Raw genomic sequence first — 22888 nt, 5'->3', positions numbered from 1 at the left:
ATGTTCGAGCGTTTGCGAGAAGATATCCAGAGTGTTTTCCACCGTGACCCGGCGGCGCGCAACGCCTTTGAAGTGCTGACCTGCTACCCAGGCATGCACGCGATCTGGATTCACCGCCTGTCCGCAGTCTTATGGGGCATGGGCTGGAAATGGCTGGCACGGCTGGTGTCGAACTTTGGGCGCTGGTTGACCGGAATCGAGATTCATCCAGGCGCCAAGGTGGGTCGTCGCTTCTTTATCGACCATGGCATGGGCATCGTGATTGGCGAAACCGCCGAAATCGGTGATGACGTGACGCTGTATCAGGGCGTGACCCTGGGTGGCACAACGTGGAATAAAGGCAAGCGCCACCCGACATTGGGCGATGGCGTAGTGGTGGGGGCGGGTGCCAAGGTGCTTGGCCCGTTCACTGTCGGCGCGGGTGCCAAAGTGGGCTCCAATGCTGTGGTGACCAAGGCTGTGCCGCCTGGCGCGACGGTGGTGGGCATTCCCGGCCGCATCATCGTCAAGCCGGAGCTCGGCGACGAGCAGGAAGCCAAGCGCAAAGCGATGGCTGAGAAGATCGGTTTCGATGCCTACGGTGTCAGCGAAGACATGCCCGACCCGGTGGCGCGTGCCATTGGCCAGTTGCTCGACCACCTGCAGGCCGTGGATGGCAAGCTGGACGGTATGTGCGGCGCATTGAAGGAGTTGGGCAGTAGCTACTGCGCAAAAGATCTGCCTGAGCTGCGCGAAGAAGACTTCGCCGAGATCAAGGTTGAAGCTGCCACCACCAAGGCTGGCTAAATCTTAAGCGCGATAAAACCTTCTGTGGGAGCTGGCTTGCCTGCGATAGCGGTCTGCCAGCTCATTTAGGGGGTGCTGACCCACCGCTATCGCAGGCAAGCCAGCTCCCACATTTGGCTTCCATTGGTCTTGAGATTGAGTCGTGGCCCGGTTCCCGCTGTTCGTCCCCACCCCACCCTGCTATTATTCGCGCGCCCTTTTTACGGGTAATCCTGACTAAAGTACTAGGTCTTATAGTTGACTTAAATACTCGGGAATCGCATACTTGCTCCCATTCTGAAACACCTTGGTACTTGTCCATGAGACTGACTACAAAAGGCCGATACGCGGTGACCGCCATGCTTGACCTGGCCTTGCACGCGCAAACTGGGCCGGTGTCCCTGGCCGATATCTCCGAGCGCCAAGGCATTTCCCTGTCCTATCTCGAGCAGTTGTTCGCCAAATTGCGCCGTAGCAACTTGGTTTCCAGCGTGCGTGGGCCGGGCGGCGGTTATCAATTGTCCCGCGATATGCAGGGCATTCAGGTAGCTCAGGTGATCGACGCGGTGAACGAATCCGTCGATGCCACCAAATGCCAGGGTTTGGGAGACTGCCATGCCGGCGACACCTGCCTGACCCACCACTTGTGGTGTGACTTGAGCCTGCAGATCCATGAGTTTTTGAGTGGTATCAGCTTGGCTGATCTTGTGACTCGCCGTGAGGTGCAAGAAGTAGCCCAGCGTCAGGACCAGCGCCGTTGCAACACCAAGGCGCCGCGTCTGGACAAGATTGAAGCGTCCGCCGTCGAGTGACAGCCGAAGAGCTAACGGCACGCCAGCCAGCCTGATTTAGGAGAAAGTCCATGAAATTGCCGATTTACCTTGATTACTCAGCGACCACCCCGGTTGATCCGCGTGTCGCGCAAAAGATGAGCGAATGCCTGCTGGTTGACGGAAACTTCGGCAACCCAGCCTCCCGTTCCCACGTATTCGGCTGGAAAGCCGAGGAAGCGGTCGAGAACGCTCGTCGCCAAGTCGCCGACCTAGTAGGCGCCGATCCGCGGGAAATCGTCTGGACTTCCGGTGCTACCGAATCCGACAACCTGGCAATCAAGGGCGCGGCGCATTTCTACGCGACCAAGGGCAAGCACCTGATCACCACCAAGATTGAGCACAAGGCTGTCCTCGACACCATGCGCCAACTGGAGCGTGAAGGTTTCGAGGTTACCTACCTTGAACCAACCACCGACGGTATCGTCACGCCGGCCATGATCGAAGCGGCCCTGCGTGAAGACACCATCCTGGTTTCCGTGATTCACGTGAACAACGAAATCGGCACCATCAACGACATCGCAGCCATTGGCGAGCTGACGCGCTCCAAAGGCATTCTGCTGCACGTCGACGCTGCTCAGTCCACCGGCAAGGTTGATATCGACCTGTCCAAGCTGAAAGTCGACCTGATGTCGTTCTCTGCCCACAAGACTTACGGCCCTAAAGGCATCGGCGCGCTATACGTGAGCCGCAAGCCTCGGGTGCGCATCGAAGCCACCATGCACGGCGGCGGTCACGAGCGCGGCATGCGTTCCGGCACCCTGGCGACTCACCAGATCGTCGGCATGGGCGAAGCCTTCCGTGTAGCCAAAGAAGACATGGCTGCCGAAAACATCCGTATCAAGGCGCTGAGCGATCGCTTCTACAAGCAGGTCGAGAACCTTGAAGAGCTGTACATCAATGGCAGCATGACCGCCCGTGTACCGCACAACCTGAATTTGAGCTTCAACTACGTCGAAGGCGAGTCGCTGATCATGGCGCTCAAGGACCTGGCGGTTTCGTCCGGTTCGGCCTGCACCTCGGCTTCCCTTGAGCCTTCGTACGTTCTGCGCGCCCTGGGCCGCAACGACGAACTGGCACACAGCTCGATCCGCTTTACGTTCGGCCGTTTCACCACCGAAGAGCAAGTCGACTACGCCGCGCAGAAAGTCTGCGAAGCCGTCAACAAGCTGCGCGTTCTGTCGCCGCTGTGGGACATGTACAAAGACGGTGTCGATATCTCCAAGATCGAGTGGGCGGCACACTAACTATAGAAGCCGCCACCCAAGCTCTGTAAGAACGTGGCGGAAAACGCAGGCGTTTTTACAGGGTTCCAGAGCGGCCCTGATGAGTGAGGATTCAGTACCATGGCTTACAGCGAAAAGGTCATCGACCACTACGAAAACCCGCGCAACGTCGGCAAGATGAACGCGGAAGACCCTGATGTCGGCACTGGCATGGTCGGCGCTCCGGCGTGCGGCGATGTGATGCGCCTGCAGATCAAGGTCAACGACGCTGGCGTTATCGAAGACGCCAAGTTCAAGACTTACGGCTGCGGTTCCGCCATTGCCTCAAGCTCCCTCGCTACCGAGTGGATGAAAGGCAAGACCCTGGATGAGGCTGTCACCATCAGCAACACCCAGCTGGCTGAAGAACTGGCCCTGCCGCCAGTGAAAATTCACTGCTCCGTACTCGCCGAAGACGCCATCAAGGCGGCCGTTCGCGACTACAAGCAGAAGAAAGGCTTGATCTAAGCATTTGGCGACGAGTAAGGAGTCAACGATGGCTATCAGCATGACAGAAGCGGCTGCGCAGCACATTCGCCGCTCCCTGAATGGGCGCGGTAAAGGTGAGGGGATTCGTCTGGGTGTTCGCACCACGGGCTGTTCCGGCCTTGCCTACGTGCTGGAGTTTGTCGACGAGGTGGTTGAAGAGGACCAGGTGTTCGAAAGTCACGGCGAGAAAGTGATCATCGACCCTAAAAGCCTGACCTACCTGGACGGCACCGAACTCGATTTCGTCAAGGAAGGGTTGAACGAAGGCTTCAAGTTCAACAACCCCAACGTGCGCGGTGAATGTGGCTGCGGCGAAAGCTTCAACATCTGAGGCTATTCGTGGGTACTCCTTGTCATTTCGCTTTATTCGAGCTGCAGCCGAGCTTTCGGCTGGACCTTGAGCAGCTTGCCACGCGCTACCGAGAGTTGGCGCGTGGGGTGCATCCGGACCGCTTTGCTGACGCTTCCGAGCGTGAGCAGCGCTTGGCGCTGGAGCAATCGGCCAGCCTCAACGAAGCCTATCAGACGCTGAAAAACCCGCCCAAACGCGCGCGCTACCTGCTCGCGTTGAACGGTGGTGAGTTGCCTATCGAAGTGACGGTGCACGACCCGGACTTCCTGATGCAGCAGATGCAGTGGCGCGAAGAACTCGAAGACTTGCAGGACGAGGCTGATATAGCCGGTGTCGCGGTCTTCAAGCGTCGTCTGAAAACGGCCCAGGATGAGCTCAATGAAAGCTTCGCAGCCTGTTGGGATGATGCAGCGCAACGTGAACAGGCCGAACGCCTGATGCGGCGCATGCAGTTCCTCGACAAGCTCACCTACGAAGTGCGCCAGCTAGAAGAGCGCCTCGACGATTAACCCAGTGCTGCCCGTGATGCACGCCTGATAGACAGATAAGACCTGATTACCATGGCCCTACTGCAAATCGCCGAACCCGGCCAAAGCCCTCAACCACACCAGCGTCGCCTGGCGGTCGGGATTGACCTGGGCACCACCAATTCCCTGGTTGCTGCCTTGCGCAGCGGCCTGTCCGAGCCATTGCCCGACGCTAATGGCCAGGTGATCCTGCCCTCCGCTGTGCGTTATCACGCTGATCGCACTGAAGTCGGTGAGTCGGCCAAGCTGGCAGCGTCCAGTGACCCGTTGAATACCGTGCTGTCGGTTAAACGCTTGATGGGTCGCGGTCTTTCCGACGTCAAGCAATTGGGCGACCAGCTGCCGTACCGCTTTGTTGGCGGCGAATCCCATATGCCGTTCATCGACACCGTCCAAGGCCCGAAAAGCCCGGTTGAAGTGTCGGCCGATATCCTCAAGGTGCTGCGTCAGCGCGCAGAAAATACCTTGGGCGGCGAACTGGTCGGCGCAGTGATCACCGTTCCTGCCTATTTCGATGACGCACAGCGTCAAGCCACCAAGGACGCCGCGAAGCTTGCGGGCCTGAACGTGTTGCGCTTGCTCAACGAGCCGACCGCAGCGGCGGTGGCCTATGGCCTGGATCAGCACGCTGAAGGCCTGGTGGCTATTTATGACCTGGGCGGTGGTACTTTTGATATTTCGATTCTGCGCCTGACCGGCGGTGTGTTTGAAGTACTGGCCACCGGGGGCGACAGCGCCTTGGGCGGCGATGACTTTGACCATGCCATTGCAGGCTGGATCATCACCAGCGCTGGCTTGTCGGCTGATCTGGACCCGGGCGCGCAGCGTAATCTGCTGCAAACTGCCTGTGCGGCCAAGGAAGCACTGACTGACGCTGATTCTGTTGAAGTTTCCTACGGCAGCTGGTCGGCTCAACTGACTCGCGAAGCCTTTGATGTGCTGATCGAACCGATGGTCGCTCGCAGCCTCAAGGCGTGCCGTAGGGCTGTACGTGATTCCGGTATCGAGCTGGAAGACGTGGCCGCAGTGGTCATGGTCGGCGGTTCGACGCGCGTCCCACGCGTTCGCGAAGCGGTTGCCGAAGCTTTCGGTCGCCAGCCACTGACAGAAATCGACCCGGACCAAGTAGTCGCCATCGGCGCTGCTATCCAGGCCGACACGCTTGCCGGTAACAAGCGCGAGGGTGGCGAACTGCTGCTGCTCGACGTGATCCCGCTTTCTTTGGGGTTGGAAACCATGGGCGGCCTGATGGAGAAGGTGATTCCACGCAACACCACCATCCCCGTCGCACGCGCCCAGGATTTCACCACGTACAAAGATGGCCAGACGGCCATGATGATTCATGTGCTGCAAGGCGAGCGCGAACTGATCAGCGACTGCCGCTCCCTGGCGCGCTTTGAATTGCGCGGCATCCCGGCGATGGTGGCCGGTGCGGCGAAAATTCGCGTGACCTTTCAGGTCGACGCCGATGGCCTGCTCAGCGTAGCAGCGCGTGAATTGGCCTCGGGCGTTGAAGCCAGCATTCAGGTCAAGCCGTCCTACGGCCTCACCGACGGCGAAATCGCCAAGATGCTCAAGGATTCGTTCCAATATGCCGGTGACGACAAGGTCGCCCGCGTGCTGCGCGAGCAGCAAGTCGATGCCCAGCGCCTGCTCGAAGCTGTGCAGGGCGCCCTGGAAGCCGACGGCGAGCGTCTGCTGGATGCTGAAGAGCGCATGGTTATCGACCTGCAAATGCAGGAACTGGCCGAACTGATGAAAGGCAACGATGGTTACGCCATCGAGCAGCAGACCAAGCGCCTGTCGCAAGTGACTGATGCTTTTGCCGCCCGCCGCATGGATCAGACGGTGAAAGCCGCACTGGCCGGGCGCAACCTGAATGAAATCGAGGAATAATTAATGCCGCAGGTCATTTTTCTGCCACACGCCGAGCATTGCCCGGACGGTATGGTTGTGGAGGCTGAGACCGGCAAGTCCATCCTCGAGGTTGCCCATGACAACCACATCGAGATCGAAAGCGCCTGCGGCGGTGTCTGCGCCTGCACGACCTGCCACTGCGTGATTCGCGAAGGTTTCAACTCTCTCGAAGAAGCGGACGAGCTGGAAGAGGACTTTCTGGATCGCGCCTGGGGCCTTGAGGCGACTTCTCGCCTAAGCTGTCAGGCAAAGGTCGGCACGGAAGACATTACCGTCGAAATTCCGAAATATTCCCTCAACCATGCAGCCGAAGCGCCGCATTGATTCAAGGAAATGTCATGAGCCTGAAATGGGTTGATGTACAAGAAATCGCTATACAACTTGCTGAAGCTCATCCTGAGGTCAATCCTCTTACCGTGAACTTCGTCAAATTGCGCGACCTCGTAATGGCGCTGCCGGAATTCGACGACATTCCTGACCGGGGTGGCGAAAAAGTCCTGGAGGCGATTCAGGGTCTGTGGATCGAAGAAGCAGACGACTGAGCCGACTTTTTACGCAGTTAGGCAATACCTAATAACCCGCGTATAATTCGCGGGTTTAATTTTTCGTAAATTACCGTTTCTGGAGTTACACCATGGCTGTTCAACGTACTTTCTCCATCATCAAGCCTGACGCTGTTGCAAAAAACGTCATCGGCGAGATCACCACTCGTTTCGAAAAAGCCGGCCTGAAGGTTGTAGCTTCGAAACTCAAGCAACTGTCCAAAGCTGAAGCTGAAGGCTTCTACGCTGAGCACAGCGCTCGTGGCTTCTTCGGCGACCTGGTTGCCTTCATGATCTCCGGCCCTGTTGTTGTTCAGGTTCTGGAAGGCGAAAACGCTATCGCTCTGAACCGCGAGCTGATGGGCGCTACCAACCCTAAAGAAGCCGCTGCCGGCACTATCCGTGCTGACTTCGCTGAGTCCATCGACGCCAACGCTGTTCACGGTTCGGACTCCGAAGCCGCTGCTGCTCGCGAAATCTCGTACTTTTTCGCTGCTACTGAAGTAACCGCTCGCTAAGCATCGGCTTAAAGAGTGAGGGTGAATCCATGACTACATCGACTGTTAAAACCAACCTGCTGGGTCTGACTCAACAGGAAATGGAAAAATTCTTCGACTCAATCGGGGAGAAGCGTTTCCGTGCCGGTCAGGTAATGAAGTGGATTCACCACTTTGGTGTCGACGATTTCGACGCCATGACGAACGTCAGCAAGGCCCTGCGCGACAAGCTCAAGGCCATTGCTGAGGTCCGTGGTCCCGAGGTTGTCAGCGAGGACATCTCCACCGACGGCACCCGTAAGTGGGTGGTGCGCGTGGCGTCCGGCAGCTGCGTCGAGACCGTCTACATTCCCCAGGGCAAGCGCGGCACTTTGTGCGTTTCGTCCCAGGCAGGCTGTGCCCTGGACTGCAGTTTCTGCTCCACCGGCAAGCAAGGCTTCAATAGCAACCTCACCGCCGCCGAAGTCATCGGCCAGGTGTGGATTGCCAACAAATCCTTTGGCAGCGTCCCGGCAACCGTCGACCGTGCCATCACCAACGTGGTGATGATGGGCATGGGTGAGCCGCTGCTGAACTTCGACAACGTCGTTGCCGCCATGCATTTGATGATGGACGACCTCGGCTACGGCATCTCCAAGCGCCGTGTGACCCTGTCGACTTCCGGCGTGGTGCCGATGATCGATGAGCTGGCCAAGCACATCGACGTCTCCCTGGCGCTGTCGTTGCACGCACCGAATGACGCATTGCGTAACCAATTGGTGCCGATCAACAAGAAGTATCCGCTTAAGATGCTGCTCGAATCTTGCCAGCGTTACATGGCGACCCTGGGCGAAAAGCGTGTGTTGACCATTGAGTACACCATGCTCAAGGACATCAACGACAAAGTTGAGCACGCGGTCGAAATGATCGAACTGCTCAAGAACACCCCGTGCAAGATCAACCTGATTCCGTTTAACCCGTTTCCCCATTCTGGCTACGAGCGGCCGAGCAACAACGCCATCCGTCGTTTCCAGGATCAACTGCACCAGGCCGGATACAACGTTACTGTGCGCACCACCCGTGGTGAAGACATCGACGCCGCCTGTGGCCAACTGGTCGGGCAAGTGATGGATCGCACCCGCCGCAGTGAGCGTTATATCGCCGTGCGCGAACTTAACGCCGCCGAAGATTTGCCGCAAATTGCTGTGAATCGAATCTGAGAGAGGACCTCTATGCCCTTGCGCCTTGCGCTGCTGTTGCTTTTTACCGGTCTCGCGGCCGGTTGTGTTTCATCGGGCCATGACAGCCCCATGCAAACCGGCAAAGGCCGTGACGAGGCGCGAATTGCCTATGTGCAATTGGGCTTGGGTTATCTGCGCCAGGGCATGAGCGAACAGGCCAAGGTGCCGTTGAAAAAAGCCCTTGAGCTGGACGGCGACGACGCCGATGCCAATGCCGCACTGGCGCTGGTATTCCAGGCCCAGGCCGAGCCTGAACTGGCCGACGCGTATTTTCACAAGGCCCTGGCCGCACGTCCTGCCGACCCGCGGCTGCTGAACAACTACGGCAGTTTTCTGTTTGCGCAGCAACGTTACGACCAGGCGTCCCGCTATTTCCAGCAAGCCAGTACCGATACCCTTTATCCTGAGCGTTCGCGAGTATTCGAAAACCTTGGGGTGACCTCGATACGCCTTGGCCTGCGCGACAGCGGTCGTCAGCAACTGGAAAAAGCCCTGCACCTGAACAATCGCCAGCCACGGGCTTTACTCGAAATGGCTGAGTTGTCTTACGAAGACAGGCATTATGTGCCGGCACGTGACTTTTACGAGCGTTTTAGCCTGCTCAGCGGGCAAAATGCACGTAGTCTATTGCTCGGTGTGCGCCTGGCGACGGTTCATGAAGAACGCGACACGGCCGCACAGTTTGGCCAGCAACTCGAACGACTCTATCCCGGTACGCCGGAATATCAGCAATACCTGTCGGAGCAATGATGAAAGCGGCGCACCCGGAAGTTGTAGCAGCTAATCGCGTAAACCCAGGCGAGACCTTGCGTCAGGCCCGCGAAAGCAATGGTTGGTCGCTGGCAGAAGTGGCCCTCAAGCTCAATTTGACCGCCACATCCCTGGGCAACCTGGAAGCCGGCGCGTTCGACAAGCTGCCTGGGCATACTTTTGCCCGCGGCTATATCCGCGCCTATGCAAAGTTGCTGGGCATCGACCAGGCGGTACTGGTCCAGGAATTTGACCAGTTCACCGGCACCGATTCCCAGGGCAGCAATGTGCATGGCCTGGGCCGCATCGAGGAGCCGGTACGGGTTTCCCACACTATTTTGCGGATTGTCAGCCTGTTGCTGCTGATTGCCGTAGTGGGTGGCGGTTTCGTCTGGTGGCAAGACCAGGCCTCCCAACGCACCAAAGACCTTACCAGCAACGCCATGGAGCACGTCGAAGTCGAAAGCGCCGACGGCACCACCCAGATTCACCCGCTGGATGAGCCGGAAGACCAGGCGGTTGCCCAAGGGCAGGCCGCCTCGGAAGCGCCGGCTACCACCGAGCAACCGACTCCGGAAGCGGGCACTGCACCTGCAGCCACCGCTGCTGTGCCGGCTCCAACCGTACCGGCTGCCCCGGTTGCCCAGGCGCATACGCCAGCTGCTCCGGCTGCTCCGGCGCAGGCCCCAGCGACTAACGCACCAGTGGCCCCGGCCCCGGCCGCGATTTCGCCTCCCACCACCCCGGCATTGATCGCCGGCGACGGGCATATCCAGATTACCTTCATCGCTGACTGCTGGACGCAAGTCACCGATGGCAATGGCAAAGTGCTGTTTAGCGGTCTGAAGCGTAAGGGAGATACGCTTGACCAAGGCGGCAAGCCTCCTTTGACGCTGCGTCTGGGCTTTGCCCGTGGCGCGCAAGTGGCCTACAACGGCCAGCCTGTGGACGTGGCGCCGTTCACCAGTGGCGAGACTGCTCGCCTCAAGTTGGGACAATAGTCATGCACGGCGAATCTCCAATCAAACGTCGCGTATCGCGCAAGATCTGGGTCGGCTCCGTACCGGTAGGTGGCGATGCCCCTATCGCAGTGCAGAGCATGACCAACAGCGACACCAATGATGTGGCCGCCACAGTCGCCCAGATCAACCGTCTGGAAGCCGCCGGTGTGGACATCGTGCGCGTATCCGTACCGGACATGGACGCTGCCGAGGCCTTTGGCCGCATCAAGCAACTGGTCAAGGTTCCGCTGGTCGCCGACATTCACTTCGACTACAAAATCGCTCTGCGTGTGGCCGAGCTGGGTGTGGACTGCCTGCGCATCAACCCGGGCAACATCGGTCGCGAAGACCGTGTGCGCGCCGTGGTGGACGCGGCACGTGACCGTGGCATTCCCATCCGTATCGGCGTCAACGCCGGTTCGCTGGAAAAAGACCTGCAGAAAAAGTACGGCGAACCAACCCCAGCCGCGCTGGTTGAGTCGGCATTGCGCCACGTCGAGCACCTTGAACGCCTGAATTTCCAGGACTTCAAGGTCAGCGTAAAGGCCTCCGACGTGTTCATGGCGGTAGAAGCCTACCGCCTGTTGGCCAAGGAAATCGTGCAGCCGCTGCACCTGGGTATCACTGAAGCGGGCGGTTTGCGCTCAGGCACAGTGAAATCTGCGGTGGGTCTCGGTATGCTGCTCGCCGAAGGGATTGGCGATACTATCCGCATCTCCCTGGCGGCAGACCCCGTAGAGGAAGTGAAAGTCGGCTACGACATTCTCAAATCCCTGCGTTTGCGTTCCCGTGGCATCAACTTCATTGCCTGCCCGAGCTGCTCGCGGCAGAACTTCGACGTGGTGAAAACCATGAACGACCTGGAGCTGCGCCTCGAAGACCTGCTGGTGCCGCTGGATGTGGCGGTGATCGGGTGTGTGGTCAATGGGCCGGGTGAAGCCAAGGAAGCCCATGTGGGCCTGACTGGCGGTACACCGAACCTGATTTACATCGACGGCAAGCCGTCGCAGAAACTGACGAATGAGAATCTCGTGGATCATCTGGAAAAGCTGATCCGCGAGAAAGCAGCTGAAAAGGTTGCGGCTGACGCAGCGCTGATCGCGCGCGGCTAAGAACGAATTTAAGGATTAGATGTGAGCAAGTCTCTGCAAGCCATTCGTGGCATGAACGACATCCTGCCGGAGCAGACGCCACTGTGGCGCTACTTCGAGAGCACGGTCGCGCGCCTGTTGGATAACTACGGTTACAAACAGATCCGCATGCCGATCGTCGAGTTCACCGAGCTGTTCAAGCGCTCCATCGGTGAAGTGACCGACATCGTCGAAAAAGAGATGTACACCTTTGAAGATCGCAACGGTGACTCCTTGACCCTGCGTCCGGAAGGTACAGCCGCCTGCGTGCGTGCCGTGCTCGAGCATGGTCTCACCGGTGGTGGCCAGCCGCAGAAGTTGTGGTACATCGGCCCGATGTTCCGCCACGAGCGCCCGCAGAAAGGCCGTTATCGCCAGTTCCACCAGATCGGCCTCGAGGTGTTCAACCTCGATGGTCCGGACATCGACGCCGAGCTGATCGTGCTGACCTGGCGCCTGTGGGGCCTGCTCGGCATCCGCGACGCGGTCAAGCTTGAGCTCAACAGCCTGGGCACCAGCGAATCCCGGGGTCGCTATCGCGTTGCCCTGGTCGAGTATCTGTCTGCTCACTTGGACAAATTGGATGAAGACAGCCAGCGCCGTCTGAAAACCAACCCGTTGCGCGTCCTCGATACCAAGAACGCCGACACCCAAGCCGTACTGGTCGACGCGCCGAAAATGGCCGACTACCTGGACGACGAATCCCGCGTGCACTTCGAGGGCCTCAAGGCTCGCCTGGATGCGGCCGGTATTCCCTACGTGATCAACCCTAAACTGGTGCGTGGCCTCGATTACTACAGCAAGACCGTGTTCGAGTGGGTCACCGACAAACTCGGCGCCCAGGGCACCGTGTGTGCCGGTGGTCGCTACGACGGCCTGGTTGAGCAAATGGGCGGCAAGCCGACCACCGGCGTAGGTTTCGCCATGGGCATCGAGCGGCTGATCCTGCTGCTGGAAACCCTGGAGCAGGTCCCGGAAGAAATCTCCCGTCAGGTGGACGTGTACCTATGCGCCTTTGGCGAGGCCGCCGAACTGGCAGCCCTGGCCCTGAGCGAAAAAGTGCGTGACCAACTGCCGAACCTGCGCCTGCAGATCAATGCCGGCGCCGGCAGCTTCAAGAGCCAGTTCAAGAAGGCCGACAAGAGCGGCGCGCTGTATGCGCTGATCCTCGGCGATGACGAACTGGCCCAGCAAGTGATAGGTTTCAAACCCCTGCGTGGCCAGGGCGAGCAACAGAACATTGCCTTTGATGCGCTCGCCGCGCACTTGGCCACCTGCGTCGTGCAGGGTTGAAGCTGTCGAACAGCCGAATTTAGCGATTAAGGAGTATTGGGGTGTCGAGTACTGATGATGAGCAACTGGCCGAGTTCAAGGACTGGTGGCAGCGTAACGGCAAGCCCCTGGTTACTGGCGGTCTGCTGGCTTTAGTGGTGGTGTTCGGCTGGCAAGCCTGGCACAAGTATCAGGCCAACCAGTCCCAAGGCGCCTCGATCCTCTATCAGCAATTGCTGGAAACCACGCTGACGCCGGACGGCAAGCCAGATCCAGCCCAAGTGGCGGACCTTGCCGGCAAGCTGAAAAACGAATTTGGCGGTAGCACCTACGCCCAGTACGGCAGCCTGTTCGTCGCGAAAGTTGCGGTCGACACCGGCAAGCTGGATGACGCAGCCACCGAGCTGAAGGCCATCGCCGACAAACCGACCAACCCGACCCTGGGTGAAATCGCACGTCAGCGCCTGGCGCAGGTATTGGCGGCACAGAACAAGGCTGACGAAGCACTCAAACTGCTCGACGGCGATGCTGACAAGGCATTTGTGGCCACTCGTGAAGAGCTCAAGGGCGACCTGTTGGTCCAATTGGGTCGTACCGACGAAGCCCATGCTGCGTACCAAAAAGCCAAGGCGGCGCTGTCTGATGAAGCAGCGGTCGGTGGCTTACAAATCAAGCTGGACGACTTGGCCAAAGGGGATGCGTGACGTGATCCGTTGGAAACATGCAGCATTGCTGGCTCTGGCCGTTCTGGCCGCGGGTTGCAGCAGCAACAGTAAAAAAGAACTGCCTCCTGCCGAGCTGACCAGCTTCAAGGAAGAAGTGGTCCTGCAAAAGCAGTGGAGCCGCTCCGTCGGTGACGGCCAGGGCGACCTGTACAACTTGTTGCAGCCGGCAATCGACGGCGACAACATCGTGGCCACTGACTCCACTGGCGTTGTCATGGCCATGGATCGTATGAATGGCGACGTGAAGTGGAAGAAAGACCTCGAGCTGCCGGTTTCCGGTGGTGTGGGCGTCGGCTACGGCATGGTGCTGATCGGTACGCTTAAAGGCGACGTGGTGGCTCTGGACTCGGCAACGGGTGAAGAGAAATGGCGTGCTCGCGTGACCAGTGAAGTGCTCTCCGCGCCTGCCACCAACGGCGATATCGTCGTGGTGCAAACCCAGGATGACCGTGTGATCGGCCTGGATGCCGCCACCGGTAACCAGCGCTGGTTGTATGACAGCACCCCGGCGGTGTTGACCCTGCGCGGTACCAGTGGTCCGATTGTGACGAACAACCTGGCCGTTGCTGGCCTGTCGACCGGTAAAGTGGTCGCCCTGGATACCCAGAACGGCGTGCCGGCCTGGGAAACCCGTGTGGCCATTCCGCAAGGTCGCTCCGAGCTGGACCGCGTAGTGGACATCGACGGCGGCCTGCTGCTGTCGGGTGAAACCATTTACGTGGCCACTTACCAGGGCCGTGTTGCGGCGCTGGACCTGCAAAGCGGCCGCATCAACTGGCAGCGTGATGCTTCCAGCTACGCCGGTGTCGCCCAAGGGTTCGGCAGCGTCTACGTAAGCCTCGCTTCCGGCACCGTTGAAAGTGTCGACGAGCGTTCCACCACTGCGCTGTGGAGCAACGACTCCCTGGCTCGCCGTCAACTGTCGGCACCGGAAGTGTTCTCCAGCTACGTAGCGGTAGGTGACTTCGAAGGTTACCTGCACCTGCTGAGCCAGGTAGACGGTCGTTTTGTCGGCCGCGAGCGTATCGACAGCGACGGTCTGCGTGCACGTCCGCTGGTTGTGGGTAACATGCTTTACGTGTTTGGCAACAGCGGCAAGCTGGAAGCCCTGACCATCAAGTAAGCAACTATGCTTGGGGTAAAACCCAGGCGGCCCCGCTTCGGCGGGGCATGCGGCATTTGACTATGCTGCCCCGAGCACCAGCCGCTGCCTTGCAGCGGCTTTTGTATTTTCTGAAATAACGAAGTGGAGAGCCGCATGGTTCCCGTAATCGCCCTGGTGGGCCGACCTAACGTCGGCAAGTCCACCTTGTTCAACCGCCTGACCAGGACTCGTGACGCCATCGTTGGCGACTTGTCCGGTCTGACCCGTGATCGCCAATACGGTGAGGCAAAGTGGCAAGGGCGCTCCTACATTATTGTCGACACCGGTGGTATCTCCGGTGACGAGCATGGCATGGACGAAAAGATGGCCGAGCAGTCGCTGCTCGCTATCGAAGAAGCCGATGTCGTGTTGTTCCTGGTGGACGCCCGTGCGGGCTACACCGCTGCCGACCAGATGATTGGCGAGCACCTGCGCAAGCGCAACAAGCGTTCCTATCTGGTCGCCAACAAGATCGATAACATCGATCCTGAAGCGGCCCGTGCCGAATTCAGCCCAATGGGCCTGGGCGATGCGATCCCGGTCGCCGGTGCCCACGGTCGCGGCATCACCCAGATGCTGGAAATCGCCCTGCGCGACTTCCCCAAGGATGACGCTGAGGAAGAAGAGGGCGAGGAAGAGATCGTTGCCGAAGGTGAGGAAGCCAAGCGCATTCCTGGCCCGAGCGAAAAAGACGGTATCAAGATCGCCATCATCGGCCGTCCGAACGTCGGCAAGTCGACCCTGGTTAACCGCATGCTCGGTGAAGACCGGGTCATCGTGTATGACCAGCCGGGTACTACCCGCGACAGTATCTACATCCCGTTCGAACGTAACGACGAGAAGTACACGCTGATCGACACCGCCGGTGTGCGCAAGCGCGGCAAGATCCACGAGGAAGTTGAAAAGTTCTCGGTGGTCAAAACCCTGCAGGCGATCAAAGACGCCAACGTGGTGATCTTCGTGATGGACGCCCGCGAAGGCGTGGTGGACCACGACCTCAACTTGCTGGGCTTTGCCCTGGAAGCCGGTCGTGCCCTGGTCATCGCGATCAACAAGTGGGACGGCATGACGCCGAGCGAGCGCGATTTCGTCAAGATCGAGCTGCAACGTCGGCTGTTCTTCGTCGAGTTCGCCGATATCCACTTTATCTCGGCACTGCACGGCACCGGCGTGGGCAACCTCTACGCGTCCGTGCAGAACTCGTTCAAGTCTGCGGTTACCCGCTGGCCGACCAACCGCCTGACCCAGATCCTGGAAGATGCGGTCGGTGAGCACGCGCCACCGATGGTCAACAACCGTCGGATCAAACTGCGTTACGCCCACTTGGGTGGTGCCAACCCGCCGATTATCGTGATCCACGGTAACCAGATCGAGAAGGTGCCCAAGTCCTACGTGCGTTACCTGGAAAACACCTACCGCCGTGTCTTGAAACTGGTCGGTACGCCGATCCGTATCGAGTTCAAGGGTGGCGAGAACCCATACGAAGGCAACAAGAACACACTGACTGACCGTCAGGTGAACAAGAAGCGTCGTTTGATGACTCACCACAAAAAGGCCGACAAGAAGCGCCGCGACAAGAAATAAGCGCCGCTTTGAGTTGTGAGCGACACGCTGCAAAAAGGGCTCCTTTGGAGCCCTTTTTTGTGCGCGGTGGTTTGTGCCTTGACCCGATGCTTAGGGCAGCTTAAAACTTGGGGCTCACCTGCAGGGGCCTCCGATGATCACCAGCAAGCTGCCGAATGTCGGCACCACCATTTTTACTACAATGTCGCAATTGGCTGCCGAAACCGGCGCGCTTAACCTGTCCCAGGGCTTTCCCGATTTTAATGGCCCTCAAGGGTTGCTCGATGCCGTGGGCAAGCATATCGCCCTCGGCCATAACCAATACGCACCGATGACCGGCCTGCCCGTGTTGCGCCAACAAGTGGCGGCCAAGATCGCCCGTAGTTATGGCGCCACAGTGGATGTCGACAGCGAAGTGACCATCACCCCAGGCGCGACCGAGGCGATCTTTTGCGCGATCCAGGCGGTCATCCGCAACGGCGATGAAGTCATCGTGTTCGACCCCAGCTACGACAGCTACGAGCCGTCGGTCGAGCTGGCCGGTGGCCGTTGCGTGCATGTGCAATTGAGCCTGCAAGGCTTCGCGCTCGACTTTGACAAGATCAAGGCTGCGCTCTCACCGCGCACGCGCATGATCATCCTCAACTCGCCGCACAACCCCACCGGCGCGTTGATCAGCCAGGCCGAGCTGGAGCAGTTGGCCGAGCTGATCCGCGACCGCGATATCTACCTGGTCAGTGATGAGGTGTATGAGCATTTGGTGTTCGACGGCGTGCCCCATGTCAGCGTGCTGGCCCACGAAGAGTTGTATCAGCGGGCGTTTGTGGTCAGCTCCTTCGGCAAGACCTACCACGTCACTGGCTGGAAAACCGGCTACGTGGTCGCACCCCCGGCCCTGACCGCCGAGCTGCGCAAGGTGCATCAATATGTCAACTTTTGCGGCGTGACCCCTTTGCAGTACGCTTTGGCTGACTTCATGGCCGAACACCCGGAACACGTCGAGCAATTGCCGGCCTTTTATCAGGCCAAGCGCGACCTGTTCTGCGACCTGCTGGCGCCGTCGCGTTTCAGCTTTACCCGGGTGGCCGGCACTTACTTCCAACTGGTGGATTACTCGCAGATTCGCCCCGACCTGGATGACGTCGCCATGTCACTGTGGATGACCCGCGAACACGGCGTGGCGACCATCCCCGTCTCGGTGTTCTATCAGAGCCCGCCGCAAGGCCAGCGCCTGGTGCGCCTGTGCTTTGCCAAACGCGAGGAGACGCTGCAACACGCGGCGGAGAAACTATGCGTGATTTGACTGCATTACCCGACCTGAATATTGCCTTGGTCCAGACCAGCCTGGTATGGCATGACCGTCAGGCCAACCTCGAACATTTCGAGTTGTTGCTGGAGCAGGCCAAAGGCGCCGACCTGATTGTACTGCCGGAGATGTTCACCACCGGTTTCTCCATGGAGTCGCAAACCCTTGCCGAGCCGGAACATGGCCCGACTCATCATTGGCTGCAAGCCCAGGCGGCGAAGTACAACGCGGTGATCACCGGCAGCGTGATCATCCAGGCAGCCGACGGCAGCCACCGTAACCGTCTGCTATGGGCACGCCCGGACGGGGAAGTGTTGCACTATGACAAGCGTCACCTGTTCCGTATGGCTGGCGAGCACGACCATTACACGCCCGGCGAGCGCCAGGTACAGTTCGAGTTGAAGGGTTGGCGTATACGCCCGTTGATTTGCTACGACTTGCGCTTCCCGGTGTGGAGCCGTGATGCCCAGGACACTGACCTGCTGCTGTACACCGCGAACTGGCCAGGTGCGCGGCGTCAGCACTGGAACCGCTTGCTGCCGGCGCGTGCTATCGAGAACCTGTGTTACGTGGCGGCAGTCAATCGGGTGGGTACCGATGGCAAAGGCTTTGCCTACACCGGGGACAGCCAGGTGCTGGACTTCCAGGGTGAGACCTTGCTGAGTGCGGGGGAGGCGGACGGGGTGTTTCAGGTGTGCCTGAATGCGGCAGAGTTGGCAGCGTATCGCACCAGGTTTCCGGCAAATCTGGATGCCGATGACTTTCAGTTTGTCTGACAGACCGCTATCGCGGGCAAGCCCGCTCCCACAGGTGAATGCATTCCAAATGTGGGAGCCGGGCTTGCCCGCGATGAGGCCCTACAGATCGTTCCCACGCTCCGCGTGGGAATGCAGCCCCGGACGCTCTGCGTCCGCTTTCAGAGTTGTGACGCAGAGCGTCACCGCAGGCATTCCCACGCAGAGCGTGGGAACGATCAGGCCCCTGGATTCTCACCCAGGGGCCTTTTGCATTACCGCGACAGCGCTTACGCCGCCTTCGCTTCCAGCTGGCTCAACGAGCGGTTCAGCGCACTGAACACCGCCTTGAAGCTCGCCGTGGTGATATTTTCATCAATCCCCACACCATGCACCGGACGCTCGCCGTTCACGCGCAGCTCGATGTAAGCCGCCGCCTTGGCATGGGTACCGGCGCCGATCGCGTGTTCGTTGTAGTCCATGATCTCAACCTTGATCGGCAGCGCCGCAACTAGCGCTTCCAAAGTGCCGTAGCCCTTGCCGTTCCAGCGCAGGTTGGTTTCGCCCTGGCCCTTGCCCGAGACTTCCACTTCCACGGTGCTATTGCCGTTTTCTTCCTGCAGGCGATGGCTGACCAGCGCGTACGGGGTGTTGGCTTGCAGGTATTCACGCTGCAACAAGGCGTAGATCTGTGGTGCAGTCATCTCCAGGCCCACGCGGTCGGTCTCGGCCTGTACCACTTGGCTGAACTCGATTTGCATGCGGCGTGGCAAGCTGATGTCGTACTCCTGCTCCAGCAGGTAGGCGATGCCGCCTTTGCCCGACTGGCTGTTTACGCGGATCACCGCCTCGTAGCTGCGGCCGATATCCGCCGGGTCGATCGGCAAGTACGGCACTTCCCACAGTGCGTCGGCTTTCTGCTGGGTAAAGCCCTTGCGGATTGCGTCCTGGTGGGAGCCGGAGAATGCGGTGTGCACCAGGTCGCCGACGTACGGGTGACGTGGGTGCACCTGAATCTGGTTGCACTCCTCGACGACTTTGCGCACGCCATCGATATCGGAAAAGTCCAACTGCGGGTCGAGGCCTTGGGTGTACATGTTCAAGGCTACGGTCACAAGATCGACGTTACCGGTACGCTCGCCGTTGCCGAACAGGCAGCCTTCGACACGGTCGGCGCCGGCCATCAGGCCCAGCTCGGTGGCGGCCACGCCAGTGCCACGGTCGTTGTGGGTGTGCAGGCTGATGATCACGCTGTCACGACGGTTGATATGGCGGCCGAACCACTCGATCTGGTCGGCATAGATGTTGGGTGTCGCGCATTCAACCGTGGCCGGCAGGTTGAGGATCATCTTGTGCTCTGGCGTCGGGTTCCATACCTCGATCACCGCATCACACACTTCCTTGGCGAACTCCAGCTCCGTGGCGCTGAAGGTCTCTGGGGAGTACTCGAAAGTCCACTGGGTTTCCGGCTGCTGGGCGGCGTATTTGACGAACAGCTTTGCCGCGTTGACCGCGATGGCCTTGATGCCATCTTTGTCCTGGTTGAACACGATGCGGCGGAACGACGGCGATGTGGCGTTGTACAAGTGCACGATGGCCTTTTTAGCGCCGCGCAGGGATTCGAAAGTACGTGCGATCAGGTCTTCACGGCCCTGGGTCAGCACCTGGATGGTGGTGTCCGCGGGGATGTGGTTGTCTTCGATCAAGGTGCGCACGAAGTCGAAGTCGGTTTGCGACGCGGCCGGGAACGAGGCTTCGATTTCCTTCACGCCTACAGACACCAGGGTCTTCCAGAAACGCAGCTTTTTCGCGGCGTCCATCGGCTCGATCAGCGACTGGTTGCCATCACGCAGGTCGGAGCTGCACCAGATCGGCGCTTCGGTGATGGTCTTCGACGGCCACGTGCGGTCCGGGATATCGATGGTCGGGAACGCGCGGTACTTCGAAGACGGGTCTTTGAGCATGCTCATCGGGAAATCCTTTGTAGTAGGGGCCGAGAAAAGGCGGCCTGCCGTAAAACTGTTATTGGGGGCGAAGCTTGGGACGAGGCAGATCGATTCAGCCTGGCAGTCGTGCGCTGACGAGGCACAGGCTGCGGTGCTGGCGGAGCTGAATGAGGGTGTGAGAGGTTTTCATAAGCTCAACCCTAACCGCAGGGGTGAAAGATGGCAAGCAGTCGGGAAAAATTGAGATAAGTTCTGATATTTGGCTGGGATTCGATATTTTGTGTCGGTTATTGAGTGTGGGGTTTCTTTTTATTGCGCGGTACTTATCGGGCGCGCAATTGGGCTGGCAGGCCTGGCGTCATCGCGGGCAAGCCCGGCTCCCACAGGGAATCGCGTTCACCTGTGGGAGCCAGGCTTGCCCGCGATGAGCATAGGTATCTACACAACCGGTTAACACGAAGTCTGTGGCAGGTGGGCTGTTGTGGCTAGCAGGCTTGTCCTGCGTTGGGCTGCGAAGCGGCCCCAGTAAAGGCACGGCAATTTTGCTGAAAGTACTCAGCGTCTGTTTTTGGGGCTGCTTCGCAGCCCAACGCAGGACAAGCCTGCTCGCCACAGGAGAAATAGGCTGCTTTTAAAAGTTGTGTAGATACCTATGCCACGATGAGGCCGGTAGGTTGAATATTTTTATCAGGGCTGGAACGCGCCAATAAAGATCGCCGGGTCAACCCGCGCATCGTTAAGGCTGATGTTCCAATGCATATGCGGCCCGGTTGCACGGCCAGTGGAACCGACCTTGCCCACCACTGCGCCGCGTGCCAGTTGGTCGCCGACTTTGACGTCGATCTTCGACATATGGCAGAACATGCTGATAAAGCCCTGGCCATGGTCGACGAACACGGTGTTGCCGTTGAAGAAGTAATTGCCGGTGAGGATCACCTTGCCCGCCGCCGGCGTCTTGATCGGCGTGCCCGCGCCCACGGCAAAGTCCAGGCCCGAATGCGGGTTGCGTTCCTCGCCATTAAAGAAGCGGCGCACGCCGAATTTGCTCGACAGTGGCCCGTTGACCGGTTTGTCCAGCAGCAGGTTGCTCGGTGTGTTCGGGCTGAAGCTGCGGTAAGCCTTGAGCTGCACGGCCAGTTCGCCCTCGATGCGCTTGAGTTGCGCCGGGGCCGGGTTCACCTGGCTTTTGTTCTTCAAGGTGATGTGCTGTTCGGGGTATTTCTTGAAGCCCACCACAAACGGCAAGTTCTGCCCGCCGCTGGTGATGCGCTCGGTACCGGGTTTGACGGTCAGCGGGATCCCGACAATCGCCAGCCAGTTGTTCTGCTCCTTGACCACCAGCACCGGCCGGTTCTGGTAGGTGGCTTTAGGCGCGGCCGTTGAAGTGCCCAGGTCAATCACCGCGACGCCACCCGGCACCGGCTTGTTCAGCAACCGCGTGATGTAGCTGTCGGCGTGGGCGTTGAAGGTCAGGCACAAGAGCATCAGCAGGCTAAATAAACGTGGCATCAATCAATCCAGTAACGAAAGGGTGACGGGCGTCAGGTGGTTATCTTCCACCCGCACCTGCAATTGGCCTTCACCGAGGCGCGCAGTGAGGCGCTGGCCGGTGTGGGTTTGCGCGGCGTTGCGGATCGCCTGGCCGCGCTCGTCCAGCAAGATGCTGTAGCCACGGCCCAGGGTGGCCAGCGGGCTGACCACCTGCAACGTCTGCACCTGGCTTTGCAGTTGCAGGCGGCGTGCCTTAAGGCCTTCGCGCATGGCGCGGGGCAGGCGTTCTGCGAGGCTATCGAGGCGCTGGCGCAGCAACGCCAGTTGACGGCCGGGGTGTTGGCCTGCGAGGCGGGTTTCCAGGCGGATCAGGCGTTCGCGACGGGTATTGAGGCTGCGCTCGAAGGCGCGGCGCAGGCGCATGTCCAGGTCGTCCAAACGCTGGGCTTGCTGGCGCAGACGTTCGCCAGGGTGACGCAGGCGGCGGGCCATGCCTTCCAGGCGCAGGCGATCATGGCTCAGGCGGTTGCGCATCAGCATCACCAGGCGGCGGTGCAGGTTTTCGACTTGGCGCACCAGGTGGCTGGCATCTGGCGCGAGCAATTCGGCGGCGGCGGAGGGCGTGGGGGCGCGCACGTCGGCCACAAAGTCACTGATGGACACATCGGTTTCATGGCCAACTGCGCTGACGATGGGCGTCACGCAGGCATCCACCGCGCGGGCCACGGCTTCTTCGTTGAAGCACCACAGGTCTTCGAGCGAACCGCCGCCTCGGGCCAGGATCAACGCGTCGAAACCGCGCGCATCCGCCAGTTTCAGCGCGCGCACAATCTGCGGGATGGCTTCGCGGCCCTGTACGGCGGTGGGGATCAGTGTCAGTTCAACGTTCGGCGCACGACGACGGAACACGCTGATGATGTCGCGAATCACCGCGCCGGTTGGCGAACTAATAATGCCAATGCGCCGAGGGTGCGCCGGCAGCGGCACTTTCCGTTCGGCACTGAACAGGCCTTCGGCGCTGAGCTTTTCCTTCAGCGCATCAAAGGCCAAACGCAGCGCGCCATCGCCGGCAGGTTCCACGGTGTCGAGGATCAGTTGGTAGTCGCCACGGCCCTCAAACAGCGAGACCTTGCCGCGCACTTTCACCGCCAAACCGTCTTTCAACGCCTGGCGTACTCGAGCGGCATTGTTGCGAAACAGCGCGCAACGCACTTGGGCGCCGCTGTCCTTGAGGGTGAAATACACATGGCCGGAAGCCGGGCGGGCGAGGTTGGAGATCTCGCCTTCGACCCAGATATTGGTGAACACGTCTTCCAGCAACACCCGCGCGCGGCCGTTGAGCTGGCTGACAGTCAGGACTTCGCGGTCCAGGCCCAAGCGGGCAAACGGATCTTTAATCATGAGGAGCGATCTTTAATCATG

The 22888-nt window shown here is 59.7% G+C and carries 23 protein-coding genes; 20 read left to right on the top strand and 3 right to left on the bottom strand.

Annotated features, from left to right (window positions below):
• The 20 genes from cysE (at nucleotide 1) to HU759_RS24940 (ending at nucleotide 18071) form a co-directional block, all read left to right on the top strand.
• A complete protein-coding gene (cysE, locus tag HU759_RS25035) occupies nucleotides 1–786 on the top strand; it encodes a serine O-acetyltransferase (RefSeq protein WP_017135943.1) in 786 nt (261 codons plus the stop codon).
• 299 nt (nucleotides 787–1085) lie between these two features.
• Nucleotides 1086–1577: a Fe-S cluster assembly transcriptional regulator IscR gene (iscR, locus tag HU759_RS25030; protein WP_003194020.1), complete on the top strand. Its 492-nt coding sequence runs from the start codon at nucleotides 1086–1088 to the stop codon at nucleotides 1575–1577.
• Nucleotides 1578–1627: 50 nt separating this feature from the next.
• The gene (locus HU759_RS25025; RefSeq protein ID WP_017135944.1) at nucleotides 1628–2842 is read left to right on the top strand and encodes an IscS subfamily cysteine desulfurase; all 1215 of its coding nucleotides are present in this window, start codon (nucleotides 1628–1630) and stop codon (nucleotides 2840–2842) included.
• Between the two features lie 99 nt (nucleotides 2843–2941).
• Nucleotides 2942–3328 (top strand): Fe-S cluster assembly scaffold IscU, encoded by a 387-nt coding sequence (gene iscU / locus HU759_RS25020; RefSeq protein ID WP_003175965.1) that lies wholly within the window; start codon nucleotides 2942–2944, stop codon nucleotides 3326–3328.
• A 28-nt stretch (nucleotides 3329–3356) separates the two neighbouring features.
• Nucleotides 3357–3680 (top strand): iron-sulfur cluster assembly protein IscA, encoded by a 324-nt coding sequence (gene iscA, locus HU759_RS25015; RefSeq protein ID WP_003209680.1) that lies wholly within the window; start codon nucleotides 3357–3359, stop codon nucleotides 3678–3680.
• A gap of 8 nt (nucleotides 3681–3688) precedes the next feature.
• Complete coding sequence (gene hscB / locus HU759_RS25010; protein WP_017135945.1) at nucleotides 3689–4210, top strand: co-chaperone HscB; 522 nt, start codon at nucleotides 3689–3691, stop codon at nucleotides 4208–4210.
• A 51-nt stretch (nucleotides 4211–4261) separates the two neighbouring features.
• Nucleotides 4262–6124 (top strand): Fe-S protein assembly chaperone HscA, encoded by a 1863-nt coding sequence (hscA, locus tag HU759_RS25005; RefSeq protein ID WP_186617309.1) that lies wholly within the window; start codon nucleotides 4262–4264, stop codon nucleotides 6122–6124.
• A 3-nt stretch (nucleotides 6125–6127) separates the two neighbouring features.
• Nucleotides 6128–6469 (top strand): ISC system 2Fe-2S type ferredoxin, encoded by a 342-nt coding sequence (fdx, locus tag HU759_RS25000; RefSeq protein WP_015885743.1) that lies wholly within the window; start codon nucleotides 6128–6130, stop codon nucleotides 6467–6469.
• A 14-nt stretch (nucleotides 6470–6483) separates the two neighbouring features.
• Nucleotides 6484–6687, top strand: coding sequence for a Fe-S cluster assembly protein IscX (gene iscX, locus HU759_RS24995; protein ID WP_017135947.1), 204 nt, complete (start codon nucleotides 6484–6486; stop codon nucleotides 6685–6687).
• Between the two features lie 92 nt (nucleotides 6688–6779).
• On the top strand, nucleotides 6780–7205 hold the full coding sequence (gene ndk / locus HU759_RS24990) for a nucleoside-diphosphate kinase (RefSeq protein WP_003175956.1): 426 nt from the start codon (nucleotides 6780–6782) through the stop codon (nucleotides 7203–7205).
• A gap of 29 nt (nucleotides 7206–7234) precedes the next feature.
• Complete coding sequence (gene rlmN, locus HU759_RS24985) at nucleotides 7235–8383, top strand: 23S rRNA (adenine(2503)-C(2))-methyltransferase RlmN (protein ID WP_017135948.1); 1149 nt, start codon at nucleotides 7235–7237, stop codon at nucleotides 8381–8383.
• A 12-nt stretch (nucleotides 8384–8395) separates the two neighbouring features.
• Nucleotides 8396–9154: a type IV pilus biogenesis/stability protein PilW gene (pilW, locus tag HU759_RS24980; protein WP_017135949.1), complete on the top strand. Its 759-nt coding sequence runs from the start codon at nucleotides 8396–8398 to the stop codon at nucleotides 9152–9154.
• Nucleotides 9154–10155 carry a RodZ family helix-turn-helix domain-containing protein gene (locus tag HU759_RS24975; protein WP_099550105.1) on the top strand — a complete coding sequence of 334 codons (1002 nt, stop codon included), beginning with the start codon at nucleotides 9154–9156 and terminating at the stop codon, nucleotides 10153–10155. The genes pilW and HU759_RS24975 overlap by 1 nt, the downstream gene beginning before the upstream one ends.
• 2 nt (nucleotides 10156–10157) lie before the next feature.
• Nucleotides 10158–11267: a flavodoxin-dependent (E)-4-hydroxy-3-methylbut-2-enyl-diphosphate synthase gene (gene ispG, locus HU759_RS24970; protein WP_056858733.1), complete on the top strand. Its 1110-nt coding sequence runs from the start codon at nucleotides 10158–10160 to the stop codon at nucleotides 11265–11267.
• Between the two features lie 21 nt (nucleotides 11268–11288).
• Complete coding sequence (hisS, locus tag HU759_RS24965) at nucleotides 11289–12578, top strand: histidine--tRNA ligase (protein ID WP_017135952.1); 1290 nt, start codon at nucleotides 11289–11291, stop codon at nucleotides 12576–12578.
• A gap of 41 nt (nucleotides 12579–12619) precedes the next feature.
• Entirely contained in the window at nucleotides 12620–13261 is a 642-nt protein-coding gene (locus HU759_RS24960) for a tetratricopeptide repeat protein (protein WP_017135953.1), read from the top strand.
• Nucleotides 13254–14405, top strand: coding sequence for an outer membrane protein assembly factor BamB (gene bamB, locus HU759_RS24955; protein ID WP_186617307.1), 1152 nt, complete (start codon nucleotides 13254–13256; stop codon nucleotides 14403–14405). The genes HU759_RS24960 and bamB overlap by 8 nt, the downstream gene beginning before the upstream one ends.
• Nucleotides 14406–14540: 135 nt before the next feature.
• Nucleotides 14541–16010: a ribosome biogenesis GTPase Der gene (gene der, locus HU759_RS24950; RefSeq protein WP_053135513.1), complete on the top strand. Its 1470-nt coding sequence runs from the start codon at nucleotides 14541–14543 to the stop codon at nucleotides 16008–16010.
• Nucleotides 16011–16143: 133 nt separating this feature from the next.
• On the top strand, nucleotides 16144–17292 hold the full coding sequence (locus HU759_RS24945) for a pyridoxal phosphate-dependent aminotransferase (protein ID WP_186617305.1): 1149 nt from the start codon (nucleotides 16144–16146) through the stop codon (nucleotides 17290–17292).
• On the top strand, nucleotides 17280–18071 hold the full coding sequence (locus tag HU759_RS24940) for an amidohydrolase (protein WP_186617303.1): 792 nt from the start codon (nucleotides 17280–17282) through the stop codon (nucleotides 18069–18071). Before HU759_RS24945 ends, HU759_RS24940 begins: the two co-directional genes overlap by 13 nt.
• 248 nt (nucleotides 18072–18319) lie before the next feature.
• Here the strand turns inward: HU759_RS24940 and leuA are convergent, their stop codons facing one another.
• From leuA to xseA, 3 genes are all read right to left on the bottom strand, one after another.
• The gene (gene leuA, locus HU759_RS24935; protein WP_017138560.1) at nucleotides 18320–19999 is read right to left on the bottom strand and encodes a 2-isopropylmalate synthase; all 1680 of its coding nucleotides are present in this window, start codon (nucleotides 19997–19999) and stop codon (nucleotides 18320–18322) included.
• A 663-nt stretch (nucleotides 20000–20662) separates the two neighbouring features.
• Nucleotides 20663–21484 (bottom strand): peptidoglycan DD-metalloendopeptidase family protein, encoded by an 822-nt coding sequence (locus HU759_RS24930; RefSeq protein WP_170040763.1) that lies wholly within the window; start codon nucleotides 21482–21484, stop codon nucleotides 20663–20665.
• A 3-nt stretch (nucleotides 21485–21487) separates the two neighbouring features.
• Nucleotides 21488–22867, bottom strand: a complete 1380-nt coding sequence (gene xseA, locus HU759_RS24925; RefSeq protein ID WP_065874534.1) for an exodeoxyribonuclease VII large subunit — start codon at nucleotides 22865–22867, stop codon at nucleotides 21488–21490.
• Nucleotides 22868–22888: the final 21 nt, after the last annotated feature.

This window comes from Pseudomonas sp. OE 28.3 (assembly GCF_014268205.2).
Classification (GTDB): Bacteria; Pseudomonadota; Gammaproteobacteria; order Pseudomonadales; family Pseudomonadaceae; genus Aquipseudomonas; species Aquipseudomonas edaphica.
This window is presented reverse-complemented; position numbering and strand designations above follow the sequence as displayed.